The sequence below is a fragment of the Hyphomicrobium sp. D-2 genome (assembly GCF_029872155.1).
GTDB lineage: Bacteria > Pseudomonadota > Alphaproteobacteria > Rhizobiales > Hyphomicrobiaceae > Hyphomicrobium_A.
In genome coordinates, this window is sequence record NZ_JARXLA010000008.1 from 341,590 (window position 1) to 366,929 (window position 25,340).

General features: G+C 61.9%; 26 protein-coding genes. 7 read left to right on the plus strand and 19 right to left on the minus strand.

Annotation, left to right across the window (positions count from 1 at the left end):
* Positions 1–63 precede the first annotated feature (63 nt).
* Positions 64–705, minus strand: coding sequence for a hypothetical protein (locus QEZ49_RS14030; protein WP_280387820.1), 642 nt, complete (start codon positions 703–705; stop codon positions 64–66).
* 242 nt (positions 706–947) lie between these two features.
* On the opposite strand from QEZ49_RS14030, the gene QEZ49_RS14035 reads away from it, so the two are divergent.
* On the plus strand, positions 948–1,394 hold the full coding sequence (locus QEZ49_RS14035; RefSeq protein WP_280387822.1) for an NUDIX hydrolase: 447 nt from the start codon (positions 948–950) through the stop codon (positions 1,392–1,394).
* A 68-nt stretch (positions 1,395–1,462) separates the two neighbouring features.
* Here the strand turns inward: QEZ49_RS14035 and QEZ49_RS14040 are convergent, their stop codons facing one another.
* The 3 genes from QEZ49_RS14040 to QEZ49_RS14050 form a co-directional block, all read right to left on the minus strand.
* The gene (locus tag QEZ49_RS14040; protein WP_068459732.1) at positions 1,463–1,783 is read right to left on the minus strand and encodes a hypothetical protein; all 321 of its coding nucleotides are present in this window, start codon (positions 1,781–1,783) and stop codon (positions 1,463–1,465) included.
* A gap of 171 nt (positions 1,784–1,954) precedes the next feature.
* Entirely contained in the window at positions 1,955–3,076 is a 1,122-nt protein-coding gene (locus tag QEZ49_RS14045) for a choloylglycine hydrolase family protein (protein ID WP_280387824.1), read from the minus strand.
* A gap of 84 nt (positions 3,077–3,160) precedes the next feature.
* Entirely contained in the window at positions 3,161–3,571 is a 411-nt protein-coding gene (locus QEZ49_RS14050) for a hypothetical protein (protein WP_280387826.1), read from the minus strand.
* A 63-nt stretch (positions 3,572–3,634) separates the two neighbouring features.
* Here QEZ49_RS14050 and QEZ49_RS14055 point away from each other — a divergent pair, with 63 nt between their 5' ends.
* A complete protein-coding gene (locus QEZ49_RS14055; RefSeq protein ID WP_280387828.1) occupies positions 3,635–3,910 on the plus strand; it encodes a hypothetical protein in 276 nt (91 codons plus the stop codon).
* 141 nt (positions 3,911–4,051) lie between these two features.
* Positions 4,052–4,141 carry a pyrroloquinoline quinone precursor peptide PqqA gene (gene pqqA, locus QEZ49_RS14060; protein ID WP_068459738.1) on the plus strand — a complete coding sequence of 30 codons (90 nt, stop codon included), beginning with the start codon at positions 4,052–4,054 and terminating at the stop codon, positions 4,139–4,141.
* Positions 4,142–4,310: 169 nt separating this feature from the next.
* On the opposite strand, the gene QEZ49_RS14065 is transcribed toward pqqA, so the two are convergent.
* From QEZ49_RS14065 to QEZ49_RS14100, 8 genes are all read right to left on the minus strand, one after another.
* Positions 4,311–4,874, minus strand: a complete 564-nt coding sequence (locus tag QEZ49_RS14065; protein ID WP_280387830.1) for a hypothetical protein — start codon at positions 4,872–4,874, stop codon at positions 4,311–4,313.
* 208 nt (positions 4,875–5,082) lie between these two features.
* Positions 5,083–5,937 carry an SDR family NAD(P)-dependent oxidoreductase gene (locus tag QEZ49_RS14070; RefSeq protein WP_280387832.1) on the minus strand — a complete coding sequence of 285 codons (855 nt, stop codon included), beginning with the start codon at positions 5,935–5,937 and terminating at the stop codon, positions 5,083–5,085.
* Between the two features lie 38 nt (positions 5,938–5,975).
* Positions 5,976–6,368, minus strand: coding sequence for a VOC family protein (locus QEZ49_RS14075; RefSeq protein ID WP_280387834.1), 393 nt, complete (start codon positions 6,366–6,368; stop codon positions 5,976–5,978).
* Between the two features lie 52 nt (positions 6,369–6,420).
* Positions 6,421–8,286: a succinate dehydrogenase flavoprotein subunit gene (gene sdhA / locus QEZ49_RS14080; protein WP_280387836.1), complete on the minus strand. Its 1,866-nt coding sequence runs from the start codon at positions 8,284–8,286 to the stop codon at positions 6,421–6,423.
* 4 nt (positions 8,287–8,290) lie between these two features.
* On the minus strand, positions 8,291–8,671 hold the full coding sequence (gene sdhD, locus QEZ49_RS14085) for a succinate dehydrogenase, hydrophobic membrane anchor protein (RefSeq protein ID WP_280387838.1): 381 nt from the start codon (positions 8,669–8,671) through the stop codon (positions 8,291–8,293).
* Positions 8,662–9,090 carry a succinate dehydrogenase, cytochrome b556 subunit gene (sdhC, locus tag QEZ49_RS14090; protein WP_280387840.1) on the minus strand — a complete coding sequence of 143 codons (429 nt, stop codon included), beginning with the start codon at positions 9,088–9,090 and terminating at the stop codon, positions 8,662–8,664. The genes sdhD and sdhC overlap by 10 nt, the downstream gene beginning before the upstream one ends.
* 404 nt (positions 9,091–9,494) lie before the next feature.
* Entirely contained in the window at positions 9,495–10,553 is a 1,059-nt protein-coding gene (locus QEZ49_RS14095) for a MaoC family dehydratase (RefSeq protein WP_280387841.1), read from the minus strand.
* 97 nt (positions 10,554–10,650) lie between these two features.
* Complete coding sequence (locus QEZ49_RS14100) at positions 10,651–11,550, minus strand: CoA ester lyase (protein WP_280387842.1); 900 nt, start codon at positions 11,548–11,550, stop codon at positions 10,651–10,653.
* Positions 11,551–11,885: 335 nt separating this feature from the next.
* Here QEZ49_RS14100 and pdxY point away from each other — a divergent pair, with 335 nt between their 5' ends.
* Positions 11,886–12,710 (plus strand): pyridoxal kinase, encoded by an 825-nt coding sequence (gene pdxY / locus QEZ49_RS14105; protein ID WP_280387844.1) that lies wholly within the window; start codon positions 11,886–11,888, stop codon positions 12,708–12,710.
* A 139-nt stretch (positions 12,711–12,849) separates the two neighbouring features.
* Here the strand turns inward: pdxY and QEZ49_RS14110 are convergent, their stop codons facing one another.
* Positions 12,850–14,454, minus strand: coding sequence for a SulP family inorganic anion transporter (locus tag QEZ49_RS14110; protein WP_280387846.1), 1,605 nt, complete (start codon positions 14,452–14,454; stop codon positions 12,850–12,852).
* A 215-nt stretch (positions 14,455–14,669) separates the two neighbouring features.
* On the opposite strand from QEZ49_RS14110, the gene QEZ49_RS14115 reads away from it, so the two are divergent.
* Positions 14,670–15,308 (plus strand): carbonic anhydrase, encoded by a 639-nt coding sequence (locus QEZ49_RS14115; protein ID WP_068459757.1) that lies wholly within the window; start codon positions 14,670–14,672, stop codon positions 15,306–15,308.
* Positions 15,309–15,435: 127 nt separating this feature from the next.
* Here QEZ49_RS14115 and QEZ49_RS14120 read toward each other — a convergent pair whose 3' ends face one another.
* The 5 genes from QEZ49_RS14120 to ccmA all read right to left on the minus strand — a co-directional run bounded on the left by QEZ49_RS14120 (position 15,436) and on the right by ccmA (position 18,554).
* On the minus strand, positions 15,436–16,131 hold the full coding sequence (locus QEZ49_RS14120) for a DsbE family thiol:disulfide interchange protein (RefSeq protein ID WP_280387848.1): 696 nt from the start codon (positions 16,129–16,131) through the stop codon (positions 15,436–15,438).
* A 34-nt stretch (positions 16,132–16,165) separates the two neighbouring features.
* Positions 16,166–16,351, minus strand: coding sequence for a heme exporter protein CcmD (gene ccmD, locus QEZ49_RS14125; RefSeq protein ID WP_280387850.1), 186 nt, complete (start codon positions 16,349–16,351; stop codon positions 16,166–16,168).
* A 4-nt stretch (positions 16,352–16,355) separates the two neighbouring features.
* Complete coding sequence (locus QEZ49_RS14130; RefSeq protein WP_280387852.1) at positions 16,356–17,117, minus strand: heme ABC transporter permease; 762 nt, start codon at positions 17,115–17,117, stop codon at positions 16,356–16,358.
* Positions 17,118–17,235: 118 nt separating this feature from the next.
* A complete protein-coding gene (ccmB, locus tag QEZ49_RS14135; RefSeq protein ID WP_068459762.1) occupies positions 17,236–17,901 on the minus strand; it encodes a heme exporter protein CcmB in 666 nt (221 codons plus the stop codon).
* Complete coding sequence (gene ccmA / locus QEZ49_RS14140; protein WP_280387855.1) at positions 17,898–18,554, minus strand: heme ABC exporter ATP-binding protein CcmA; 657 nt, start codon at positions 18,552–18,554, stop codon at positions 17,898–17,900. Before ccmA ends, ccmB begins: the two co-directional genes overlap by 4 nt.
* Before the next feature lie 249 nt (positions 18,555–18,803).
* Here ccmA and acnA point away from each other — a divergent pair, with 249 nt between their 5' ends.
* Both acnA and QEZ49_RS14150 read left to right on the plus strand, forming a co-directional pair.
* Positions 18,804–21,521 (plus strand): aconitate hydratase AcnA, encoded by a 2,718-nt coding sequence (gene acnA, locus QEZ49_RS14145; protein WP_280387857.1) that lies wholly within the window; start codon positions 18,804–18,806, stop codon positions 21,519–21,521.
* 350 nt (positions 21,522–21,871) lie between these two features.
* Entirely contained in the window at positions 21,872–22,645 is a 774-nt protein-coding gene (locus tag QEZ49_RS14150) for a DUF1223 domain-containing protein (RefSeq protein ID WP_280387859.1), read from the plus strand.
* A 63-nt stretch (positions 22,646–22,708) separates the two neighbouring features.
* Here QEZ49_RS14150 and QEZ49_RS14155 read toward each other — a convergent pair whose 3' ends face one another.
* A complete protein-coding gene (locus QEZ49_RS14155) occupies positions 22,709–24,778 on the minus strand; it encodes a M3 family metallopeptidase (RefSeq protein WP_280388565.1) in 2,070 nt (689 codons plus the stop codon).
* Between the last annotated feature and the right edge of the window lie 562 nt (positions 24,779–25,340).

A 25,340-nucleotide genomic window follows, 5' to 3' on the forward strand; every position in this document is an offset into this window, starting at 1 on the left:
AACGCCGATGTCAACGCTCGCTGGCGTCGCGTTTTAGTAGCAAAACCTGACCCGTAGAGTTGGCTATTCAGGCCGGCAGCGCTTGAGTTCGCGCACCAGAAGCGTCAGCCGTGCTGCCACATCGGCACCGGTATCCACCGAGGCCTTCAACGTCGCGCGCGACTGGATAAGCTGATTAAGCCGATCCTGCTGTTCACCGAAGCCAAAGAACAGCTCTTCCGGCGCCTCGATCTCCCCATCCTCGACCGCCGACATCACATCGAAGGCGTTCTGGGAAGCCAGCACCAGCATCGACGCGACGTCATTGATGAGTTGCTGAAAGAGCCGTGCCGCATCGGGGCCGACGCGCGGTCCATGCACACCAAATTTCAGCGGAGAAGATGCCGGCGCCCCTTCGCCCGCGAAAAGGCGCGGATTGCGCTGGAAGCGCCGAAAGATCTCCAGCAGGCCGAGACAGCAGGTTTCAAGATCCCGCAACGCCGTGGCCGCCTTGCGTTTGGAACGGCTGCGGTCCGGTGTGCGCTCCTGCGCCGCCCAGTTGATCGTGGCGATGGAAGCAATCGCGCCCAGGGCTGCTAAGGCCGGCAGCACCGCCGTGAACGGATCTGGCGCCAGCCGCGTTTCGCTGACAACTTCCGCAGGGCGTGGCTGAGCCTGCGGTTCGACAGCGACTTCGGCTGCGGCCGCCTTGGGTTCATCGGTCACGGCCGGTTCCCGCATCGGTAGGTCTTGTTCTGTGTCACGCGCTGCAGCTTCCTCTTGAACGCCGCCCTTTTTTAAATGCCTCAGCGCCTTAGGCAAAGCGGGAACAGCCCGGCGCAACAGGGATAAGCTTCCGTCACGCCCGGCGATCGGCGGCAAGGTAGAATTGGGATCGAGTTCCTGCCTGTCACCGCGAAACAGCCAGAAACCGCCTTTTGACCCGCTTCTTGAAAGAGTATCGACCAATGGCTTTCCCCGCGACACCCGCTCTGACAACCGATTGTGTCGTTTTTGACGACCAGCGACGCGTACTTCTAATTCAACGCGCCAACGAACCGTTCCGTGGTGGATATGCGCTTCCCGGCGGCTTCGTCGACATCGGCGAGCGTGTCGATGATGCCTGCCGCCGCGAACTACACGAAGAAACGGGCCTTCAGATCCCTGTCGACCAGCTGCGTCTGGTCGGTGTCTATTCCGATCCGAAGCGCGACCCGCGCGGACATACCTGCTCGGTCGCCTACCTCACCCAGACAAGAAACACACCCGTTAAGGGCGGCGATGATGCCGCCAGTGCCGAGTGGGTTGCGAATTGGCGCGAACTGCAGCTCGCCTTCGATCACGCCCAGATCATTGCAGATGCCGAACGCCTGCTGCTTCAGGGGCTATCAACTAACTCGGAACCGGAGCGATAACCGCGCCACGTCGATGCGCCATGCAGCAATGATCATCGGGCGAATTGGTTCAACGCATTCGTCCAGATTCATCGCCCGCCGCCGATGAAGCCGGGAACACCTGCGTCTAGGCACGTCATCTCGACGCGAATATCGGTGAACAGAAAGCGGCAAAGCTCTTTCTTGTGGTTGGGATTGTTGCGGATCGCCGCGAACGAGGTTTTGAAGCCGCGCGAGTTGGCCACTTCAAACAGCAGCTTGTCCTGACAATAGGGTGTCGGCGTCCAGTTGCCGGAGATGTTCTGGTTGCCGTCACGGCATTTGATAGCTGCGTTTGCCGGCATCGCCATCGGCGTCACGATGAAAAATGCCGCTGCAGCAACGGCCAGTCTGAGCCGCAGAGCCTTCATACAGACACCTCCGGAAAGCGCTTGTCTCCGGCAGGAAAACCGCTGCCAGTGATTCGCAATCGAATCCAGAGGCGTTTGGACGGCAAGGGAACGGGTGTAACAGCACACCGGAAGGGCAACAGAGCTACTGTTGCCCTCCGGCGTCTACTGCGAATCAAGGGTAGCCGCCAATTATTGCAGCTTGGCTGGCTTGAGATCCTTGGAGTCGATCATCTCAGCGGCAGGCTGTGAAGTTGTAATAGCCCACTGACGAATTGACTGGCCTTTGCTGAAATCGATCTTCGTCAGATCGATAGCGCGCAGGTTGGGGTGGTCATACGTCTTCCAGTAGTAGACCAGATTGGCGTGGTCGCGGAAAACCGTCCAGAGCGTGTAGTCGCCGGCCACCGTGCCCTTGGTCGTCTTTGAATAGTCGCGCACCAAACCCCTCGGGATGTCGACGCGGTTCATGATGTGCTGCGCCTGCGTCAGCGCCTCAGCAGAGTTCTTCGGCTGAATGGCGAGGTGCGACGAGGCCACGGCCATGATGAAGCGCGACGGCGGAGTCGGATCACCCGGCAGGCCGTAGAGCCCCGAGCCCTGGCCCGTTCCCGTATAGGTCACGTTGCCAATCTTCTCAGGCCCTGCGTTCAGCGGCGACAGATAAACGTAGTTGCGCAGGTTCTGAATGTGCCAGTCATAGGTGGGCGAGTTGGTCAGCACGCCGACGGTGTTATCGTAGACCTTCGCAGCGCCGCCCACATACTCGATCACGATGCTCTTGCCGGTTGCGTCGTGAATCGTGAAGTGCAGCGGAATGAACGAACCGAACTGCGGCATGCTCTCGCCCCAGACCGTCACGCCATCCAGAGCGGCCTTCACTTCTTCAACCGTCTCAAAGTTGCTCAGCACCCAGTCGCCGAACAGAGCGTTCGAAAGCGCCTTTGCGCTGCCATCGGCTGGCACGTCCTGATATTTCGTCTCGCCCGGCAGATAGAGCGCGCCGAAGCCGAGGCCCTTTTCGTTCATGCCATCGGCCATCATCGGCAGATTGAATGCATTCATGCCGACGTAGCCGTACTTGCCCTTCCACGTCAGACCGTTGCCCTTCGGAGCAGGTGAAACCACCTCATTGCCGCGCGGCACGATCAGCAGCGCGCTTTCGAGGTCCATGCCGAAGTCCATCGTCCGCGAACTGAACGCGGAGCCATCCTTCGCCATCAGGCGCACGTCGGTGCAGGCGAGAGCGGGTGTCGATGCCATCAGGCCAGCACAAAGCGTGGCCACGGCGCGCCGCAGCAGAGTGTGTTTCATCTTTTACCTCGTAATGTGAAAGCGAAGTGCGCCTCACCCTCGCGAGCAGACGCCCCCTCCCCGCGGACCCGTCCCGAGCCGCTGTTACTTGCCTTCGGGGAAATACTTGAGCGTCGAGCGGCAGCTTTGCGCCCACTCTTCCTTGCTCATCTGCGTTGAAGGGCCCCAATCCTTCATGCAGTCGTCGAAACTCTGATGTGTGACTTTGAAGCTCTCCTTCGATTCCTTCAGGATCGCTTCAGCCTCATCGCCCTTCTGACCCGGATGATGAACATCCGCGTCCAGATTTTCCTGCTGCGTTTCGATCTCAGCCACCCGCATCGGCTGCGATGTCACGGCGGCGGTCTGAGCGTTGCTTGCTCCGATCTCGGCGATGCGCATCTGCTGCGCGATCCTGGAGAGCCCCTCGACACATGAAGCAGGGGCAGTATCGGCTGCAGACACGGACACAAGAGCGGCGATCGAGGAGGCCACGACGACAAGAATGGACGGCATGCAAAAAGCCCCTGTTGTATCTGCGGGCCGGACACTCCGGCGACAGCAGGGAGGCTAGCGCAATTGCCTGAGAAGGCTGCAAAATCGGGCGCGCAGGTTTTGCGCAAATTCTTTGGATTGCAAAAACGGCTTGTAAGGATCTGCCGCGCGGAGAAGCTGGCAGAGATCCGCGAGGGCTCAAATCGGCCCCGGTGGCACCGGAATGGGTGGCTCGGAAGTTCTGATTCTCGAACCTTCCGTGATCTGGCGCTCTTCTGCACCCCAAAGGCCAAGCGCCGAAACAGCGCCAACGGCCGCGCTAAAATTATTAAGTCATTGAAAAACAACTACATTAAATGATGCGGCGACCTTATCGAGCCGATCAGATTCCCTTATTGCGTCATCACGCAATTGCGATTTCTGTTTATCGCCGGAAGTTGCTACATATTGTCCATCAGACAGGCGGTACTCGCCGCCTAGGCTTTAGCAGGAGGAAAGACAATGAAGGTTTGGAGCAAGCCAGCCGTTCGCGAGCAGGAAGTTGGCCTTGAGGTCACCTCCTACATGCCGGCTGAGATCGACATCATCTAATTCGATCCGAATTAGCTGACAGATTTTGAGCGGCGGCCGGGACACCCGGCCGCCGCTTTCTTTTGGGCCACCCTCGCCACCGCGTGACCCGCCGAGCACTGCAAACGGATACGAAAAAGGGCCGCCCCAGCAGGAACGGCCCTCATTCAATCAATCAACGTGCTGCCGATCAGGGCAGGCAGGCCGTCGCCAACGCGATGCACTGCGTGTTGCCGCCCTTCAGCCCGCGGCAATCGATATCGGCATCCACGGCATTGCCCCAGACAGCCCATTCCTTGCCGTGCTTTTGGCGCACGTCGATTTCCCAACCATAGATCGCCTGCTTTTCAGCCTCCATGCGGTACTTCTTGCGCGCACCGTAGGAGCTCAGCGACTCAGCCTTGCACTCTCTTTTCTTGATCGCTTCCTTGGCCGCGCCGGTCAGCTGGTGCAGCTTGTCGATGCACGGAACTGCGGTGCGGGTGCAGGTCCACTTGCCGCCGGATTCCTTGCAATCCACGTTGCGCTCCTTGGAGTAGCGCCAGGAGTTGAACTCGTGGCCATACTTCTCCTTCACGGCAGCACGCCAGGCGAACAGCGAATTGGGATAGGCGCCAAGGTCACGCAGCGTTGCCGGCGCACCGGCTGCCGTCACCGGGTCTTTACATTCTTCTGCAGCCGCAGCGGGCGCTACGGCCAGAACTGAAAAAGCGGCCGCTACAAAAGCCAGCCGGACGCAAAATTTGCTAATCATCTGCTCGTTTCCTGATAGCTGAGCGTAAGCACGCCTCTACCGGAATGCGGCTGGAGGCTGCGCACACTTACACGTAATTGAGCGGCTTTTGCGGCTTCAGCGCACCGCTGGCATCAAGTGACAGCACAGGCGTGGCGGGCCAGATACAGACTCGCATAGCGAGCATCGTTCAATTCCACCCGCACAGCATGGCATCGCCGCAACGCGATCAGAGCCGCACTTTTCTCAGGCCGAGATACGCCTCAACACCGCGCTTGATCCAGCGGCTGGGAAGCTTTCCACGCACGATGTGCATGTAATGTGCTGTCCGGTGCACCGGATTTCTGAAGCGCGGATGCTTTACTTCCAGCACCTTGGCAATCTTTACCGCCACGTCCTGCGGATCGCCGCCATCGGCCGCAACGTGCGCGTCACCCGCGCGGAAAGCGTTCTCGCTCCAGCGTCGATAGGGACTGTCGGCCGGAGCTACGCGCGGCGAAGCTTGCCAAATGTCGGTCACGTACGGGCCAGGCTCGACCAGCACCAGCTCGATGCCGAACTGCTCCAGTTCGTAAGCGATCGATTCAACCCAGCCTTCCAGCGCCCACTTCGAAGCTACATAGATTGAGTTTGCCGGCTGGCCGTTGAAACCCGCCTCGCTGGATATGAAAACGATGCGACCGGCACGCTGCTTGCGGAATGTCGGCAGCAGCGCACGCGTAAGCCCCAGCACGCCGAAGAAGTTCGTTTCGATCACCCGGCGCAAGTCAGCGTCCGGAATATCCTCAAATGCGCCACCCGCAGCCACGCCAGCGTTGTTCACCACCGCATCCAGCTTGCCGCCAGTCAGCGCCAGCGTGTCGGCGACACCGCGAGCAATGGAATCCGGGTCGGTCACGTCGAGCTGCACCAGATCCACGTTAGCGGCGACGCCCGCTTCCGCAATGGCGGCATCGAGACGGCCGCGCCGCTCCAGATTGCGCATGGTCGCGATCACATGCCAGCCACGCTTCGCCAGTTCGACAGCAGCCAGCATCCCAAACCCGGCCGACGTCCCGGTGATCAGCACAGTACGCTTGCTCATTCTCACATCCCTGCGGCGGCGCTTGTTATGGGCCCGGACTAAGCTTCTGGACTGGCCGGCTGGCCGTGCGCCTTTTGAAAGAAGCCGAGTGTATAGCCGTTGGGATCGCAAATTGCGAACTCGCGCCAGCCATAGGGCATGTCTTCAGGGCCCCAGATATAAGGGGTCAAACCGGCCCACTCGGTGGCCAGCCTGTCGACATCATCAACCGGAATGTAAAGCGTGCCCGACAGCGCCGGTTCCCGCGACTGCCCGTCGAGATCCATCACATGGAAATGCAGCACCGCATCATCGCGGCCAAGGGCGCACCATTGCGGCGGACCTCCGCAAGGCTCGATGCCCTTCAGGGCAAAGCCAAGCCGCTGGTAGAAGTCGATCGTTGCGCCGAGGTCGCGGGCCCTGAGGCTGGGGATCATTCCGGATTTGAGCATCCCGTCCATCCCCTCTCGGCCCGCGTTTCAGCCTGCCATTCTCAGGCGCGCATCAGTAAACGCGCGCCTTGGGCTCAATATAGCTGATCTCGTTCGTCATCGTGTAGGTGTGCACCGGACGATAATCCAGCTTCACCGACTTCGACGCATAATCAGCCCAGGCCAGCGTGTGCTTCATCCAGTTGGTGTCGTCGCGGTTGGGGAAGTCCTCGCGCGCATGGGCGCCACGGCTTTCCTCGCGGTTCAACGCACCGACAACCGTCACTGCGGCCTGCGCGATCAGGTTGTCGTATTCCAGCGCTTCGACCAGATCGGAATTCCAGATCAACGAGCGGTCGTTGATGCCGATATCGCCGGAAGCGTTCCAGATCTCATGGATCTGCTTCACGCCTTCCGCCATCACCGGGCCATCGCGGAACACTGCGCAATGCGACTGCATCGAGCGCTGCATCTGCAAACGCAGATCCGCCGTCGGCGTCGGACCCTTGGCGTAACGGAACTTGTCCAGGCGAGCCAACGCACGGTCGGTCGCCGCGGCCGGAAGATCCGGCTGCGCCGTTCCCGACTCCAGCGCTTCAGCACACCGCAGACCGGCAGCACGGCCGAACACCACAAGGTCGATCAGCGAGTTCGAACCCAGACGATTGGCGCCGTGTACGGAAACGCACGCAGCTTCACCGATAGCCATCAGCCCCGGAACGATCGCGTTCGGATCGCCGTCCTTCAGCGTCAGCACCTCGCCGTGATAGTTCGTCGGGATGCCGCCCATGTTGTAATGCACGGTCGGAATAACCGGGATGGGCTCGCGTCGCAGATCGACGCCCGCGAACACCTTCGCGCTTTCGGTGATGCCCGGCAGACGCTCCGCCAGAATGGCCGGATCGAGGTGATCCAGATGCAGGAAGATATGATCGCCATCTGGGCCGACGCCGCGACCTTCGCGGATCTCAACCGTCATCGATCGCGAAACGACGTCGCGTGACGCAAGATCCTTCGCGCTCGGCGCATAACGCTCCATGAAGCGCTCGCCGTTGGCATTGGTGAGATAGCCGCCTTCGCCGCGCGCACCTTCCGTGATCAGAACACCCGCGCCGTAAATGCCGGTGGGGTGGAACTGCACGAACTCCATGTCCTGCAGCGGCAGACCCGCACGCAGCAGCATCGCGTTGCCGTCGCCCGTGCAGGTATGCGCCGAGGTGCACGAGAAGTAAGCGCGGCCATAGCCGCCAGTGGCGAGAATGGTGCGCTTGGCCCGGAAGCGATGGATCGTGCCGTCGTCGAGACACAGCGCCAGCAGACCGCGACAGACGCCATCTTCGTCCATCAGCAGATCAAGCGCGAAATACTCGATGAAGAACTCAGCCGAATAGCGCAGCGCCTGACCGTACAGCGTGTGCAGCATGGCGTGGCCGGTGCGATCGGCAGCGGCGCACGTGCGCTGCGCGGGCGGGCCTTCGCCGAACTCGGTCGTCATGCCGCCGAACGGACGCTGATAGATGCGGCCATCCTCGGTGCGGCTGAACGGAACGCCGTAGTGCTCCATTTCGTAAACGGCAGCTGGAGCATTGCGGCACAGATATTCAATCGCGTCCTGATCGCCCAGCCAGTCCGACCCTTTGACGGTGTCGTACATATGCCAGCGCCAGTTGTCGGGGCCCATGTTGCCCAGCGATGCCGCCACGCCGCCCTGCGCCGCCACGGTGTGCGAGCGCGTCGGAAACACCTTTGTAACGCACGCCGTCTTGAGGCCGGCTTCTGCGCAGCCGAGCGTTGCGCGCAAACCTGCTCCGCCCGCGCCGACAACAACCACATCATACGTGTGATCGTGGATCGGATAAGCGTGGCCAGCGATCAGCGGCGCCGGTGCCGGCTTCTTCGCAGCGGAATTGGCCGCGCCATTCTTTTTTTTCTGCGCCATCGAGCTAGCCCTCGAAGCTCAATTTCAGGACGGCGAAAACCGAGACCAATGCAATGGCTCCCGAAAACACCGTGTTGGCCAGCAACAGCAGCATCTTTGAAAATTCGCCGTGGACGTAATCTTCGATGATGACCTGCATGCCCAGCCGCATATGCACCGCCGTCGCCAGGATCAGCGCGATCAGCGCAGCGGCAACCAGCGGATTGGCGAACGTCGATTTCACCGTAGCAAGATCAGCGCCCGCCAGATGCACGATCATGCCGATCGCAAACGCCGACAGCACAACGATGATCGCGCCGGTAACGCGCTGCTTGATGAAATGGTCAGCGCCCTCATGCGCCGAGCCAAGCCCGCGCGCGCGCTTCAATGGCGTTGTCATGCCCATGCCGCGAACCATCCCTGCTGGCTGGCGATGTAGATCCACAGCGCCGCCGTCAGCAGCACCGAAAGCACAGCGGTGGCCCAACCCAGCAGATCGACCGTGCCGATATCAAAGCCCCTGCCGGTGTCCCAAATGAAATGGCGCAGGCCGCCCAGCATGTGCAGGATCAGCGCCCAGGAGTATCCAACCAGCACGATGATGCCCGGCCAGGTCGAGAACAGCCAGTTGACGAACTTGAACTGATCCGGCCCCGTCGCCGCCGCGAGCAGCCACACCGCCAGCAGCAGCGAGCCGAAATACAGCGCTGCTCCGGAAATGCGATGCAGGATCGACATCACCATGTTGATCATGGGACGGTAGATCTGCAGATGCGGCGATAGCGGCCGCGCGCGCGACCGCTTTTCGGTTGTCACCCCGGCCATGGAGATTGCCTCACTGTTGGGTCTTAGATTCGTTTTAACGCGCAGAACGGTCCGCGGCAAACCGCCAAACGCCACATCTGCACATTTGCAAGCAGCGCTAACCCCTGTGAATTCCGTAAAAGTTTGCGATTCTAGACTGCAAATCTTGCGAAGGCCGGACGTCGCGATGCCCTTAGAGTGCTTCCGGAAAAGTGGGAACCGGTTTTCCGGCAAGAAGCACGACAAACAAACATCTAGAGCCTTTCCGCGTTTCAATAAAACGCTGAAAGGCTCTAGCCTGCTAAAGTACAACTGGCGGCCCGGCCAGCCTTCCCGCCCGATCGCCGGCATAGAGAAACGCCCGCCGGCCTCCGAAACCGGAAAAGCCAGACGGGCGCATCGATAGCCAGCAGGTCGTAGTCCGATCAGCGCGGCAGCAGCACCCAGGTATCCAGATCGAGCATCACGCCATCGGCGTACTTGTCATCTGCATCCTTGAGCGGAAAATCCGAACAGTCATTGTTCTTCACCGCCACGAGGCGGGTGCGCAGTGCGCCCAGGTCAGTGCGGCCCGGCACTTCCACCTTCTCCAGCACTTCCGACCACGCATAGACCGTATCACCCGCGAAGCACGGCGACACATGCCGCCCGCCGTTGATCGCCGCCAGATGGAACGCGTTGTTCAGACCGTTGAACGACAGCGCGCGCGCCAGTGAGATCACCACGCCGCCATAGACGATGCGCTTGCCAAAGCGGCCCTTGGCCTCGGTGTGCTGGTTGAAATGCACCTTGGCCGTGTTCTGATAAAGCCGCGTCGCGATCTGATGCTCGGCCTCTTCCAGCGTCATGCCGTCGACGTGCGCGATCTTCTCGCCCACCTCATAGTCGCCCCAGCGATAGGGCGAACCGGCCAGCGCATAGTCATACTGGCTGGTGTTGAGCGGCGGCACAGCGGCGCCCAGTTCGGACGGATCTACTCGCTGCGGCAGGTTCGGAACGATGGCCTCAGGCGCGGGCGCAGCCTTGTCGCGCTTGCGCACCATCACCCAGCGCACATAGTCGAGCACGATGTCGCCGTTCTGGTTACGCCCGGTCGAGCGCACATAAACGGTGCCGGTCTCGCCGTTGGAGTTTTCCTTCAGGCCGATCACCTCGGAGGTCGAGGAAAGCGTATCGCCCGGGTAAACCGGCTTCAGGAAGCGGCAGTTGGCATAGCCGAGATTGGCAATCGCATTCAGCGAGATCTCCGGCGTCGTCTTGCCGAACACGACGTGGAACGTCAGCAGATCATCAAGCGGCGACTGCGGATAGCCGATGGCCTTGGCGAACGCATCCGACGACTGTACCGCGAAGCGGGTGCCGTAAAGACTTGTATAGAGCGCCACATCGCCCACCGACACCGTGCGCGGCGTCGGGTGCACGATCACCTGCCCGAACTTGAAATCCTCGAAATAATTGCCGGGATTGGTCTTGGTCGAAGTCATCGCTGAGCTGGTCCTTTCCTTGGGCGCAAGGGCCGAATAGTCCACAAAGACAGGCTCTGTCGACTGCCTTTTCGCCGCTTTGACCCGGAAACGCCCCTCAGAACCACTCTTCTTCGGTTCGCCGCATGGCCTCAATGGCATCGGCGATGGCCACAGTCCGCCGCGCCATCACCAGATGCAGGCGCTCGACCATCCGGCCTTCCAGCGTGATGACGCCCTTCTGGCGATTGGCGGGTTCCTCAAAGGCGGCAATGACTTTTCTGGCCCACGAAACCTCTTCAACGGTCGGCGAGAAGATTTCGTTGCATGGCCCCACCTGCGAGGGATGGATCAGCGTCTTGCCGTCCATCCCCAGCGTACGGCCATGCTCGCACTCATCCCGGAAACCGACATCGTCACGGAAATCGTTGTAGACGCCATCCAGAATATCGAGCCCATAGGCGCGGGCGGCAACGATCGCCATCGCCAGCCACGGCACCACGGCCACGCGATCATGCAGGGCGCGAGCGCGGCTTTCCTTCAGCAGATCGTTGGTGCCCATCACCAGGCACGAAAGCCGTGTTTCCGGATCAGCCCCCAGCGCCGCAATCTCGCGCGCATTGAGAATGGAGCTCGGCGTTTCCATCATCGCCCACACCCGCACTCTGGATGGCGCGTTGATGGCGTCCAGCACCTTGGCCACGGTGACGATATCGCCGGGGCTCGAAACCTTGGGCACCAGGATCGCATCGGGCTCGACGCTGGCGGCAGCGCGCAGATCGTCCATGCCCCACGCGGTCTCGATGGCGTTGACGCGAATGACAAGCTCACGCCGGCCATAGCCGCCGCCATGCACCGCTTCGCACACGTTCTCGCGCGCTTCGGCCTTCGCTTCCGGCGCCACCGAGTCCTCAAGGTCGAGAATCAGCGCGTCCGCAGGCAGGACCTTCGCCTTCTCCAGCGCGCGCGTGTTGGCACCCGGCATATAAAGCACGCTGCGTCGCGGACGGACGGTCATGGCAAGGCCCTCTCATGTGCGCTGCACAATTCTAGCCGGATTAGATGGCTTGGCGATTAACGATCACTGCCGCCAAGCGCCTGTAGAAAAAGCATTTGCTGGTTCAGCGGGCGAATCCGGAAGGGCTGCATGTTGCCTTTCGCAAGTGCGATCTGTCCCATCTACCAATGTCCTACACGGCGCGGCGATCCAGCGTGTGACCGGACGCCTGTGCTCCACTCAGACTTTCTTCTGTCCGCCCGCAGTCATTTGGGCTTTCATCCGGCGCGCAACGCTGCACATTCCGCCCTCACGTCCACATCCCGCACCACAACAGCCCAATCCCGGAACAAGCCATGGCCCGCGTGCTCGCCATCTCCTCCCACGTCGCTTACGGCTCGGTGGGTCTCGCCTCCATCGTGCCGGCGCTGCACTGGCTCGGCCATGAGGTGATGCCGCTGCCCACCGTGGTGCTGTCGTGCAATCCGGCCTATCCGCACTTCGCTGGTGACGCCGTACCCGCCGATCGCATCGTCGCGATTGCCGAAGCACTGGCCGCCAACGGCTGGCTAGCTGGAACCGACGCGGTCATCACCGGCTATCTGCCGACGCGCGATCATGTTTCAGCCGCGCGCGCTGCCGTGGCGATGGTCCGCTCGGCCAATCCTGCCGCGCGCTATCTGTGCGATCCTGTGTTCGGCGACGAACCCGGCGGGCTTTATCTGCCCGAAGCCGTTGCAACCGCCATCGTCACCGAACTCATGCCGCTGGCCGATCTCGCCACGCCCAACAGCTTCGAGCTTTCGTGGCTGGCGAAGGCGCCGGTCGGTAATCCCGTCGAAGCGCGCGACGCGGCCCGCAAGCTCGCCGTCCCGACATTGCTCGCCACATCGGTACCCGATGGCGATAACCGGCTGGCAAATGTGCTTGTCACCCGCGACGAGGCGCTCGCCTGCAGCGTGAAGCTGCGCGAGGAAGCACCCCACGGCACCGGCGACATGCTATGCGCCATGTTCCTCGGCCAGCTTCTGAACGGCAACGCCCCCGCCGATTGCCTCAGCGCCGCTGCCTCGGCGGTGGATGCCAGTGTGACCGCCGCCCACGGACTGGAGGAACTGCCGCTGGCTGGAGCGGCGGCGCTATGGGCGTCAGCCAAGGCGCTGCCGGTCAGCGCCGTCTGACGCGCACCCCGGACAACATCAAGTCGGCCGACCAATCGCAACTTCAACCAGCCACGAAAAAGGGCGGCCCGTTTCCACGAACCGCCCTTCGATTTTTCATGCGCGCCGTTTGCGCAGAGCCGGATCAGTCAGCAACCCCTCAAGAACGGGATGCGTTTTCCGGCGTCGGCGTTGGACCAGACCACGCACCGGCCTTGGCTGCTTCCCGCGCGGCCTTGCGGCTGGAGATGCGGCGCTGGTGGTACTTCTGCGAAAGCTGATCCCACTCGATCGTCAGCGATCCGCCCGTCGCCGCGTGCTGGCGATCCCAGTTCGTCAGCAGGTCGAGACACGCGTGATCGATGTATTCCAGATCGGCGATGTGCACATGAACCTGTGATCCGCGCGGCAGCGTCTCAAGCTCCGAAGCCAGCTTCGGCAGACGGATGAGAGTTGCAGAGCCACTGAGGTGCAGGTCAACGCGCTTGCCGTCGGCCGCTTCTTCCTTGCGCACATCGAGATGCGAGAATGCGTACAGCAGCTTGATGAGCGACAGCGCCAGACCCACCAGCACACCTTCCAGCAGGTTGGTAGCCACGATCATGATGACGGTGACGAAGAAGATCACCACCTCGCCACGGCCATACTTGCGCAGCGTCGGCACGATCTTCGGATAGGCCAGCTTATAGCCGGTATAGACCAGGATCGCGGCCAGCGCCGAAATCGGAATATAGGCCAGCGTGAACGGCAGCAGCGCCACGAACACCAGCAGCCAAACACCGTGCAAAATGGCCGAATTGCGCGTCTCGGCGCCTGCTTCAACGTTGGCGCTGGAGCGAACGATCACACCCGTCATCGGCAGCACACCCAGCGCGCCGCAGATCGCGTTGCCGATGCCCTGAGCCGAAAGCTCGCGGTCATACTTGGTGCGCGGACCGCGATGCATCTGATCCACAGCCGTGGCGCACAGCAGCGTTTCGGCGCTGGCGATGAAAGCGATCGAAATGGCACCGATCAGGATCGGCGTCTCAAGAATGCGCATCAGGTTGCTGGTAGTCGGGAAAACCGTAACCGCCCAGATGTTCTCCGGCACGCTGACGTAATCGATCTTCAGATTGAGTGCCGCGGCGACCGCGATGGCCACCAGCACCGCAACCAGCGGCGCGGGCACAAGGCGCAGGCGCTTCGGCGCAATCGCGCTCCAGCCGAAAATCACGGCGATGGTCAGCAGGCCAACCAGCAGCGCAGTGAAGTGCGAATCACCCGTACGGAACGCATTTATGAGCGCGCTCGGGATGCCCATCAGGTTCTCGATGCCGCCGCCCAGCGGCTTGGCGTCCATCATGACGTGGAACTGCGAGGCCAGAATCAGCACGCCGATGCCCGCCAACATGCCGTGAATGACTGCCGGCGAAACGGCGCGGAACCATTGACCCAGCTTGAGCATTCCAGAGACGAGCTGGATCAGACCGGCGAAAAGCACCATGACGCCAAGCATCTCGACGCCGAAATCCTGCACATACTGCCACACCAGCACCGTCAATCCGGCAGCCGGACCGCTCACCTGCAGCGGCGAACCGGCAAGGAAACCAACAACGATGCCGCCAATGATACCCGTGATGATGCCAGCCATCGGGGGCATGCCCGAAGCCAGCGCAACGCCCATGCAAAGTGGCAGTGCGACTAGAAAAACTACTATTGACGCCATGAAATCACGGCCAAAAGCCGCGGACGAATAGGGCGCATTCATAAGGTTATAGTCCATGCTGTGCCAGCTCGCCGGCAGGCGCGCGATGGCATTGTATTGACGATCATTTGCCGCTTCCCCCGGCGCTGCGGACGATAAACCGCGCGTTGCCACGCGGCAAGTTTCCCCTACCCGACGCCCTCGGCAACGGTTAAACGGCGCTCTGCCGATCACTCGTTACCCGGACGATTTGACGCCTACGCACTGAACCAAGAAACAGGCATGGAAATTCCATGAGCAGCTTTCCAGAAACACTGGCCGACCGCTATCGCCGCTTCCACAAGCGCCATTTCCTGCCGCGCGCCGAGGACTATGAGGAATTGGCAACCTACGGGCAGAAGCCCGAGGCGATGATCATTTCCTGCTCCGACAGTCGCGTTGATCCGGAAACGATCTTCAGCGCCATGCCGGGCGAATTGTTCGTCGTCCGCAACGTGGCCAACCTTGTGCCGCCCTACGAAACCGGCGGCCGGTTCCACGGTGTCAGCTCGGCGATCGAGTTCGCCATCCTCAATTTGCGCATCAAGCACCTCATCATCATGGGGCATTCCGGTTGCGGTGGCGTCAAAGCCGCGCTGAACCAGAGCGCCGCCATTCAGACCGAGGCGCAGTTCATCTCGCGCTGGATGTCGATGCTGGATGACGCTCGCACCAAGGTGCTGGAAACCCACCACGACTGCCCGCAGGCCGAAAAGCAGGCAGCGCTGGAGAAGGAAGGCATCAAGAACTCGATTACCAACCTGCGCACCTTCCCATTCGTTTCCGATGCGGAAAATCGCGGGCGTCTGGCGCTGCACGGTTGCTATTTCGACATCTCAACCGGCACGCTGACGGTGCTCAATCATTCGCGCGGCGAGTTCTTCCCGCTGTAATCAGCATTCGGGCAGCGATAAAAATAAGGGCGGAGGCCGCATGCAGCGCCTTCGCCCTTTTTGTTTTCAGCCCTGCGGTGCGGACGTACGGGGCTCTCTGCGCCGACCGAGCAGAAACCAGCAGCGCTCAGTTCGGCTGCGTCGCGCCCGAGTCCGGAGCAGCGGACGAAGCCGGGGCGGGCGATGCCGCAGTGCCTGCGCCTGCAGCCGCCTTTTGCGCCTCGACGATCATCGGCTCCACCTTTTCAGCCAGGCTCTGCGCCGATACCGGACCAACGTGCTTGTAGATGATCTCGCCCTTGCCGTTCAGCACGAACGTTTCCGGCATCCCGTAGACGCCCCACTCAATGGCGCCACGACCGTTCGGATCTACGCCGACAGCCGCGAACGGATTACCGAACCGGCCCAGAAAGCGGCGCGCTGAAACCGGATCGTCCTTGTAGTTGACGCCGTACAGCGCCACGCCGGTGCGCTGCTGCAGCTTCACCAACAGCGGCTGCTCTTCGGCGCACGGCACACACCACGAAGCCCAGAAATTCACGACAACCGGCTTGCCGTTGGCCAGCTCGGCGCTGGAAAAGCCGGGCACGGCCTGTCCATCCGCAGCCAGACCCGGCAACGGCGCAAACTCAGTCTGCGGCGCGGGTTTCCCAATCAGCGCAGAAGGAAGCTTGGAGGGATCGCCGGTTTTGAGGGCGAAGCCGAACACCGCCACGAGAACCGCAAAAACGATCAGAGGCGCAAGCACGGCGCCGGTCTTGCGGCGGCGCGGAGCAAGCTGCTGGGAAGATGTATTGGCGTTGGTCGCGGGGTCCGGTTGCATAATCTTCCGGTCTGCTTGAGAGGATCTATCGTTATCAGGCGCGGCGCGCCGAGCGGCGGCGCACGCCCTGTTCAGCCAGAGCCGCCAGCTTCCGCTGCTGGATGCGTCCGTCAATGTAAAGCCAGGCGATGAGGCCACCGATCACCGCAACGACCGCTCCGTAAGCCGCCCAGATAAAGCTGGCGTGCGGACCAAGATCGATGCCGAGCAGCAGTTCCATCAGCCTACTCCGCCGCCGCTAGTTGCGATGCCTGAGCCTTCTCGACCTGGGCCAACTGCAGCGCTCGCACGCGGCGGCGCAGGATCTCGTTGCGCATCGCCTTGAAGTGCATCGCCACAAACATCAGCGTAAAGCCCAGCGCCATCACCAGCAGCGGCGTCAGCATGGCGGTGTCGATGGTCGGGCCGCCGACGCGCAGTACGCTGGCAGGCTGGTGCAGCGTGTTACCGAAATCGACCGAGAACTTGATGATCGGCAGCATTACGATGCCGACCAGCGCCAGAATGGCGGTCAGCTTCGAGGCCAGCGACTCATCCTCAATGGAAGATCGCAGCGCCATCAGGCCCAGATACAGGAAAAACAGGATCAGCACGGAGGTGAGCCGCGCGTCCCACACCCAGTATGTGCCCCACGTCGGGCGGCCCCACAGCGAGCCCGTCACCAGCGCCAGAAACGTGAAGGCTGCGCCCAGCGGCACGGCGGTTTTGGCCGAGACATCGGCCAGCGGATGCCGGAACACCAGGAACCCGAAGGCCGACATTGCGACCATGGCGTAAACCGCCATCGCCAGCCATGCGCACGGCACGTGGATGTACATGATACGGGCCGTTTCGCCCTGCTGGTAGTCCGGCGGGGCGACGTAAAACGCCAGATAAAGACCGTATGCAATCACCACGGCGGCAGCACCGGCAATCCACGGCAGCACGGAACCGGAAAGCTCCATGAAGCGGGTCGGGTTGGCCAGGCGTTGTGTCAGCGTCTGCATCAGAATTGATCTAATCTAGGGGAGCCTGAAGCGCAAATGAACAAGCTGTCCCAACGGCATGTTCTTTCACGACCCGTCATATTTGCGCCTTTCCGCCCCGGTCCGTCCATCGCATTCGCTACTGCATTTGCACGCGCAGGGCCGCTGCGGCCGCAAACGGACACAGCACCACCGAAGTCAGCGAAAGCGCCGCAAGAATGAGCATCGCGGCCGAAGTGCCCGACACTCCAAGCAGCCCGTTTACCGCCGCCATGCCGAAGATCAGCGTCGGAACGTAAAGCGGCAGCACCAGCAGAGCGATCAGCAGCCCGCCGCGATAGGACCGCAGCGTCAGAGCCGCGCCCACCGCACCGATAAAGCTCACCGCCGGCGTGCCCACAAGCATCGTCGCCATCAGCAGCGGATAGACCGCGATATCAAGGTTAAGCATCAGGCCGAGCACCGGCGCCGTCAGCGCCAATGGAATGCCGGTCGATATCCAGTGCGCCAGCGCTTTTGCGCCGACCACCATCTCCAGCGGCATCCGCCCCGTGGCCAGCACATCCAGCGTGCCGTCCTCGTGATCCGATGAAAACACACGGCCAAGTGAGAGCAACGCCGCCAGCAGCAGCGCGATCCACAGAATGCCCGGCGCGATGCGCGACAGCAGGTTGAGGTCCTGTCCGAGCCCCAGCGGCAGCAGCGTCACCACCAGCATATAGAAACCTAGCGCCGTACCCAGAGCGCCGCCCTGGCGGACGCTCAGCATCAGGTCGCGTTTCAGCAGTGCCAGGAATGCGCTCACGCCTGCGCCTCCTTCCGCACCAACGAAATACCGCGCGCCGGTTCGATAGCGAGCGGCAGATGGGTGGCAACGATGGCCATGCCGCCGTCGCTGAGATGCCGATTGATGGCTTTGACCAGAATGTCGGCTGAACCGGTGTCCAGCGACACGGTCGGCTCGTCCAGCAGCCACAGCGGGCGATGCGCCACCAGCAGACGCGCCAGCCCCAGGCGGCGCTTCTGGCCTGCAGACATGTAGCCAGCGGGGATGTCAGCGAGGGCATTGAGCGCGAAAACTTCCAGCGCGTCGTACACCCGATGTGCGACCGAATGGCCCGAATCAGCCCGGTCCGAAAGGTAGGTTGCCCAAAAGGTCAGGTTCTCAGCGGCCGTCAGATGGCTCTTTATCCCGTCCAGGTGTCCGACAAAGTGGCACACCTCCCCCACTTCGCAGGATTCACCAGTGTCGCCATCCGAGCCACCAATGCCCAGAATCCGAACCGAGCCCGAAGCCGGGCGAAGATATCCGGCCAGCGCACGCAGAAGTGTTGATTTTCCCGACCCATTCGGGCCTGTCAGGACTAAGCCCGACCCACCCTCAAGCGTGAAGGAAACATCATTCGCAACCTTGCGATTGCCGCGCTCCAAGACCAAGTTTTCAGCAACAAGCTGCACTGGGCTTCATCATCCGTGTGGCAGAATGCGCTAGCGAAACGATACTGAAATCCCGCAGAATAGCGGTGCAAGCGCGCTGGGCTGGGGCCGGACGCTCCTGCGAGCCAATGGCATTCGCTTCCGACGCCGCCAGCATATCAGCATAAAACTGCGCCGTCCTCTGCCACGCCTGCGGCAGGGTTGACGACTGGGGGGTGCGGCCGCTTCTTGCTTTGCAGCGGTCGACTGCAAGAGAACTGGAGACGTATTTTGAGCGACGTGCAGCCGAACTCGCTGGATAGTTTTAAGTGCCGCCGGACCATTTCGGCTGGCGGCAAGACCTACACCTATTATTCCCTGCCCGAGGCTGAGAAGAATGGCCTCGCGGGCATCTCCCGGTTGCCCTTCTCAATGCGGGTGCTGCTTGAGAACCTCCTCCGCCACGAGGATGGCCGCACCGTAACCAAAGCCGACATCGAAGCCGTTGCCGCCTGGCTGAACGACAAGGGCAAGGCCGGCAAGGAAATCGGCTTCCGCCCCGCCCGCGTGCTTATGCAGGACTTCACCGGCGTGCCAGCCGTGGTCGATCTCGCCGCGATGCGTGACGGCATGAAGAGCCTCGGCGGCGATGCCCAGAAGATCAATCCGCTGGTGCCGGTCGATCTCGTCATCGACCACTCGGTGATCGTTGATGAATTCGGCTCGCCGCAGGCCTTCGCCCAGAACGTCGAACTGGAATACCGGCGCAACGTCGAGCGCTATAACTTCCTCAAGTGGGGCCAGGGCGCGTTCGACAACTTCCGCGTCGTCCCGCCCGGCACCGGCATCTGCCATCAGGTCAACCTTGAGTTCCTGGCGCAGACGGTCTGGACGCGCGAACTGCCGGACGGCACCATCCTCGCCTATCCCGATACGCTCGTCGGCACCGACAGCCACACCACCATGGTCAACGGTCTCGCCGTGCTCGGCTGGGGCGTGGGCGGCATCGAAGCGGAAGCCGCGATGCTCGGCCAGGCGCAGTCAATGCTGCTGCCGGAAGTCATCGGCTTCAAGCTCACCGGCAAGGTCAACGAGGGCGTCACCGCCACCGACCTGGTGCTGACCGTCACGCAGATGCTGCGCAAGAAAGGCGTCGTCGGCAAGTTCGTCGAATTCTACGGCCCCGGCCTCGACACCATGCCACTTGCCGACCGCGCGACCATCGCCAACATGGCCCCGGAATACGGCGCCACCTGCGGCTTCTTCCCGATCGACGGTGAGACGCTCAACTATCTGCGCATCTCCGGCCGCGAAGCTGGCCGCATCGAACTCGTCGAGGAGTATGCGAAGGCCCAGAACATGTATCGCATCGCCGGTTCGGAAGATCCGGTGTTCACCGATACGCTGGAACTCGACCTCAGCACCGTTGTGCCGTCGATGGCTGGCCCGAAGCGTCCCGAAGGCCGCATCGCACTGCCGGATGTTGCACCCGGCTTCGCCACTGCACTTGCTGGCGAATACAAAAAGACTGGCGACACCTCGGCGCGCTTCCCGGTGAAGGGCCGCGACTTCGACATCGGCCACGGCGACGTCGTCATCACCGCCATCACGAGTTGCACGAACACGTCCAACCCCAGCGTTCTCATTGCCGCCGGCCTTCTGGCCAAAAAGGCGGTCGAGAAGGGCCTCACCGCCAAGCCGTGGGTAAAGACATCGCTGGCGCCGGGATCGCAGGTCGTTTCCGCCTACCTCGAAAAGGCTGGCCTGCAACCGTATCTCGACAAGGTCGGTTTCAACCTCGTCGGTTTCGGCTGCACCACCTGCATCGGTAACTCCGGCCCGCTGGCGCCGGAAATTTCGGCCACCATCAACGAGAACGGCATCGTCGCGGCCGCCGTGCTTTCCGGCAACCGCAACTTCGAAGGCCGCGTCAGCCCGGATGTGCAGGCGAACTATCTTGCCTCGCCGCCGCTCGTCGTCGCTTACGCTCTGGCCGGAACTGTCGCCAAGGATCTCACCGTCGAGCCGATCGGTATTGGCAGCGACGGCGAGCCCGTCTACCTGCGCGATATCTGGCCGTCCTCGCAGGAGATCCACCGCTTCATCGCCGAAAACATCACGCGCGAGCTGTTCCTGGAACGCTACGCCGACGTGTTCAACGGCGATGCTTCCTGGCGCGCGATCGATACCGCGGGCGGCGAAACCTATACGTGGGACGACGAATCCACCTACGTGCGCAACCCGCCTTACTTCGAGGGCATCAGCAAAAATCCGCGTCCGATCAGCGATATCAAGGGCGCGCGCATCCTCGGCCTGTTCGGCGACAAGATCACCACCGACCACATCTCTCCGGCCGGTTCGATCAAGCCGTCGTCACCCGCTGGCGAATACCTCACCTCGCACGATGTCGCCGTCGCCGACTTCAACCAGTACGGCACGCGGCGCGGCAACCACGAAGTCATGATGCGCGGCACCTTCGCCAACATCCGCATCAAGAACTTCATGCTGCGCGACGCCGATGGCAACGTGAAGGAGGGCGGCAACACGGTGCACTATCCGTCCGGCCAGCAGATGTCGATCTACGACGCGGCCATGCGTTACCGCGATGAGAACGTGCCGCTGGTCGTGTTCGCGGGCGTTGAATACGGCAACGGTTCATCGCGTGACTGGGCCGCCAAGGGCACCAACCTGCTCGGCGTGCGCGCTGTGATCTCCCAGTCGTTCGAGCGCATCCACCGTTCGAACCTGGTCGGTATGGGCATTGTGCCGTTCGTGTTCGAGGAAGGCACGAGCTGGGAAACCCTTGGTCTCAAGGGCGACGAAATCGTCAGCATCCCAGGGCTCACCACGATCAAGCCGCGCCAGAAGATGGAGGCCGAAATCACCTCCGCCGATGGCACCGTGCGCAAGGTTCCGATCATCTGCCGGATCGATACGCTGGACGAGATCGAATACTTCCGCAACGGCGGTATCTTGCACTACGTGCTGCGCAATCTCGCGGCGGCCTGATCCGCCCACAGGTTGCACAAACCAACATTCAAACGCCCGGCATGCCATCGCGCCTGCCGGGCGTTTTTCTTTCCGGTGTTCCACGCAGAGGTTCATCATCTTCTGGGACTTCGCAAACAGCCTCCCACCACGGCCCTGATCATGCTCTCGTGCCGTCATCACGGCGCAGACCGGGATCCACGCCAGTCCGCGGTCACACGCCTGCTATGTCCCGGTATCCCTTATGCATTTTTCACCCGCACGTTGCGGATCGCGGCCATTACACTCTTTCGTGAGGCTTGGTTGTCGCGCGCCGCGGCCCCGCCTAAACTTGCGGCTCCGGGCGAACTTTCAGGCGGTATATTGCGCGCATGCGGCTGGCTTCCATCATCACGCTTTCCACGGCGCTGCTGCTGACCACCGGGCCGGTGATGCCTGAAGAGGCCCCCGCGCCCGCCGACGCCTCATCAGCCCAGTCACGCCCCGCCATTGATGTGCTGGAGCTGTTCACCAGCCAGGGCTGCGATAGCTGTCCGCCCGCCGATGATGTGCTGAGCAAATTCGCCGAACGGCCCAACGTCATCGCGCTCACCATGCCGGTCGACATCTGGGATTATCTTGGCTGGAAGGACACCCTCGCATCGGAGAAAAACTCCGAGCGTCAGCGCGTCTATGCGAAAACGCGCGGCGATGGCGCCATCTACACGCCGCAGATTATCGTCAACGGCATGCTTGGCGTGATGGGCTCCGATGCTCGCGCCGTTGAACAGGCCGTCAGCATCACCAATCAGGCGCTCTATGGCGCGCGCATTCCCGTTCGCTTCTGGCACGACCGCAACACGCTGAAGGTTGAAGCCGCCGCCGCTCCCGCAGGTCATCGCTACAAGGAAGCGACGGTCTGGTTCGCCGTCATTCAGAAGCGCGCCGAAGTGCCGATCGAGCACGGCGAAAACAAAGGCAAAACCATCGTCTACACCAACATCGTGCGCGAGATGCTGCCAGTGGGGTCGTGGAACGGCGAAGCGCTCAGCCTGCAGCTCACACGCACGGCAGTGATGCGTCCGGAAACCGACGCCGCCGTTGTGCTGCTGCAGGAGGGCAAGGCTGGCCCCATCATCGGCGCCGCCTGGATGGGGCTTTGGTAGACGTCTTTGCGTTGGTAGGCGTCCGGCGGCTCGCCACATAGCAAGCAGCCGAACGCCCGACTTTTAGCCCGCCAGTCCGCGCTTTTTCAGCAGGCCTGTGATCTCCGGTGGGCGGCCGCGGAACGCCACGTAGGCCTCCAGCGGATCGCGACGGTTGCCGCCGGAATAGATGAACTTGTGCAGCTTGTTCGCCGTCTTGCGGTCGAACGCGTTGCCGGTTTCCTCGAACGCCGCAAACGCGTCCGCATCCATAACTTCCGACCACAGATAGCTGTAATAGCCCGCCGCGTAGCCGCCCATGATGTGTAGGAAGTGCGGAATGCGATGGCGCGCCACGATCTCGTTCGGCATGCCGAGACGCTGCAATGTGCTTTCCTCAAACGCGGCCACATCCAGCATTTCGTTGCTCTCGGCATCGACGGCGTGCAGATCCATATCGACGAATGCCGACGCCAGATATTCCACCGTCGAGAAGCCCTGATTGAAGTTGCGCGCGCTCTTGATGCGCTTCAGCAGCGCCTTCGGCATCGGCTTGCCGGTGGCGTGATGCGTCGCATACTTCTCCAGCGTTTCGGGCACCATCAGCCAATGCTCATAAAGCTGCGACGGCAGCTCGACGAAATCGCGCGTCACCGCCGTGCCGGAAATCGACGGATACGTCACATCCGACAGCAGGCCATGCAGACCGTGGCCAAACTCGTGGAACAGCGTGCGTGCATCGTCCAGCGACAGCAGGCTCGGCTGGCCCTCCTCGCCCTTGGCGAAGTTCATCACGTTGACGATGATCGGGCGCACATCGCCCGCCACGCGTGACTGCGAACGGAACGCCGACATCCACGCACCCGAACGCTTGGACGGCCGCGCGAAGTAATCGCCCAGGAACATGCCGACATGCTCGCCGCGCCGGTTGGTCACTTCCCACACACGCACATCGTCATGATAGCGCGGCGCGTCCTTCAGCTCCTTGAACTTCAGGCCGAACAGCTTGCCCGCCGTATCGAATGCCGCGGCAATCACGTTATCGAGCGCGAAGTAGGGCCGCGTCGCCGATTCATCTACGTCGAAGCGCGCCTTGCGCTCCTTCTCCGAGTAATAGCGCCAATCCCACGGCGCGATTTCGATGTTGCTGCCTTCGGCGCGCGCGCGCTCCTGCAATGCATCGCGTTCATCGCCCGCACGCTTCACCGCCGGCTCCCACACCGCCGTCAGCAGATCGCGCACGCTATCCGGCGTCTTCGCCATCGTCGATTCAAGGCTATAGTCAGCGTACGTTTGATATCCGAGCAGCTTCGCAAATTCCGTCCGCAGCGCGATGATCTCAGCGGTGATGGCGCGATTGTCGGTTTTCTCACCCATCTCTCCGCGACGGATCCAGGCATTGAACGCCTGTTCGCGCAGATCGCGGCGCGCTGAAAACTGCAGGAACGGCTCAACGGATGAACGCGACAGCGTGATCACGTACTTGCCAGGCAGCCCAGCATCCACAGCCGCGCGCGCCGCTGCATCGCGCAGTTCATTCGAAAGACCATCCAGATCCTTCTCGTCCAGCACCATGCGCCAGGACTGCTCGTCCTTCAGCACGTTCTGCGAGAACTGCGTCGCCAGCGTCGCGAGACGGCCATTTATTTCCGCCACGCGCTTCTTCTGCTTGCCGTTCAGCTTTGCGCCCGAACGCACCAGCCACTTGTAATGCAGTTCCAGAATCCGGCGCTGCTCATCGTCGAGTTTCAATGCATCGCGCCGCTCGTGCAGCTCTTCAATCCGCTTGAACAGCTTGCCGTTGAGCATGATCGCCGATTCATGCGCCGCCAGCTTCGGCGCCATCTCGCGCTCAATTTCCTGCAACGCGTCGTTCGTATCCGCACCAGCGAGATTGTAAAACACCGACGCGACGCGCGAGAGCGTGCGCCCCGCCTTCTCCAGCGCCAGCACCGTGTTCGCGAATGTCGGCTTCGTCGTCTGATCCGCGATGCGCGCGATCTCGGCCTTGTGTTCCTTCAGCGCAACGGCGAATGCAGGCCGGAAATCCTCCGGCGTAATCTTGCCGAACGGCGGCAACTCATAGGCACCACCCCAGCGCGACAACAGCGGATTTGACCGCGGCTTTGAACGAACCTTGTCACCCTTGCCCACCAATACATGGCGCTTTGAAACCGGCTTGACCTTCACGCGCGCGGTTGCGGTCTCGCCCGTTGCAGACTTGCCCGCCACCTTCGCGATCCGCTTGGCGGTCGCTTTCACCTTCAGCGCCGCGCCCTTTTTCTTCGTCGTCGCCTTGCCAGCCGTTTTCGCCACTTTGTCCGCTCCGTTTCGCGCGCGCACTGCCTGCGCTGAAGCTAACGTAAGCATGCGCGCGCTAACGTCCAGTCACCGGCTCAATCAGCAGCACCAACGGCTTCACCGTGCCGCGCCACCATCGGATCACGCGCGCAAAAAATAGGGCCGGTTGGGGGAACCGGCCCTGAATTGGGGAGAGACAAAGTGCTACGGAAGCGTGCGCCTTAAACCCGATCCTTGGAACTTCCCGGGGAGATTGGGGGGCTGTTTCCGTTCAGCTCCACTGGGATCGGGCCCGTCGGCTACGGTGTTCAATATCGCTTCGCTTTGAGGCAGATCATTGGCCATCGCGCGGAGCGAATTTGACCATGTCGTGAAATTTCGATGCCAACGTGCGGCTGCACTGATGCCGACGAAC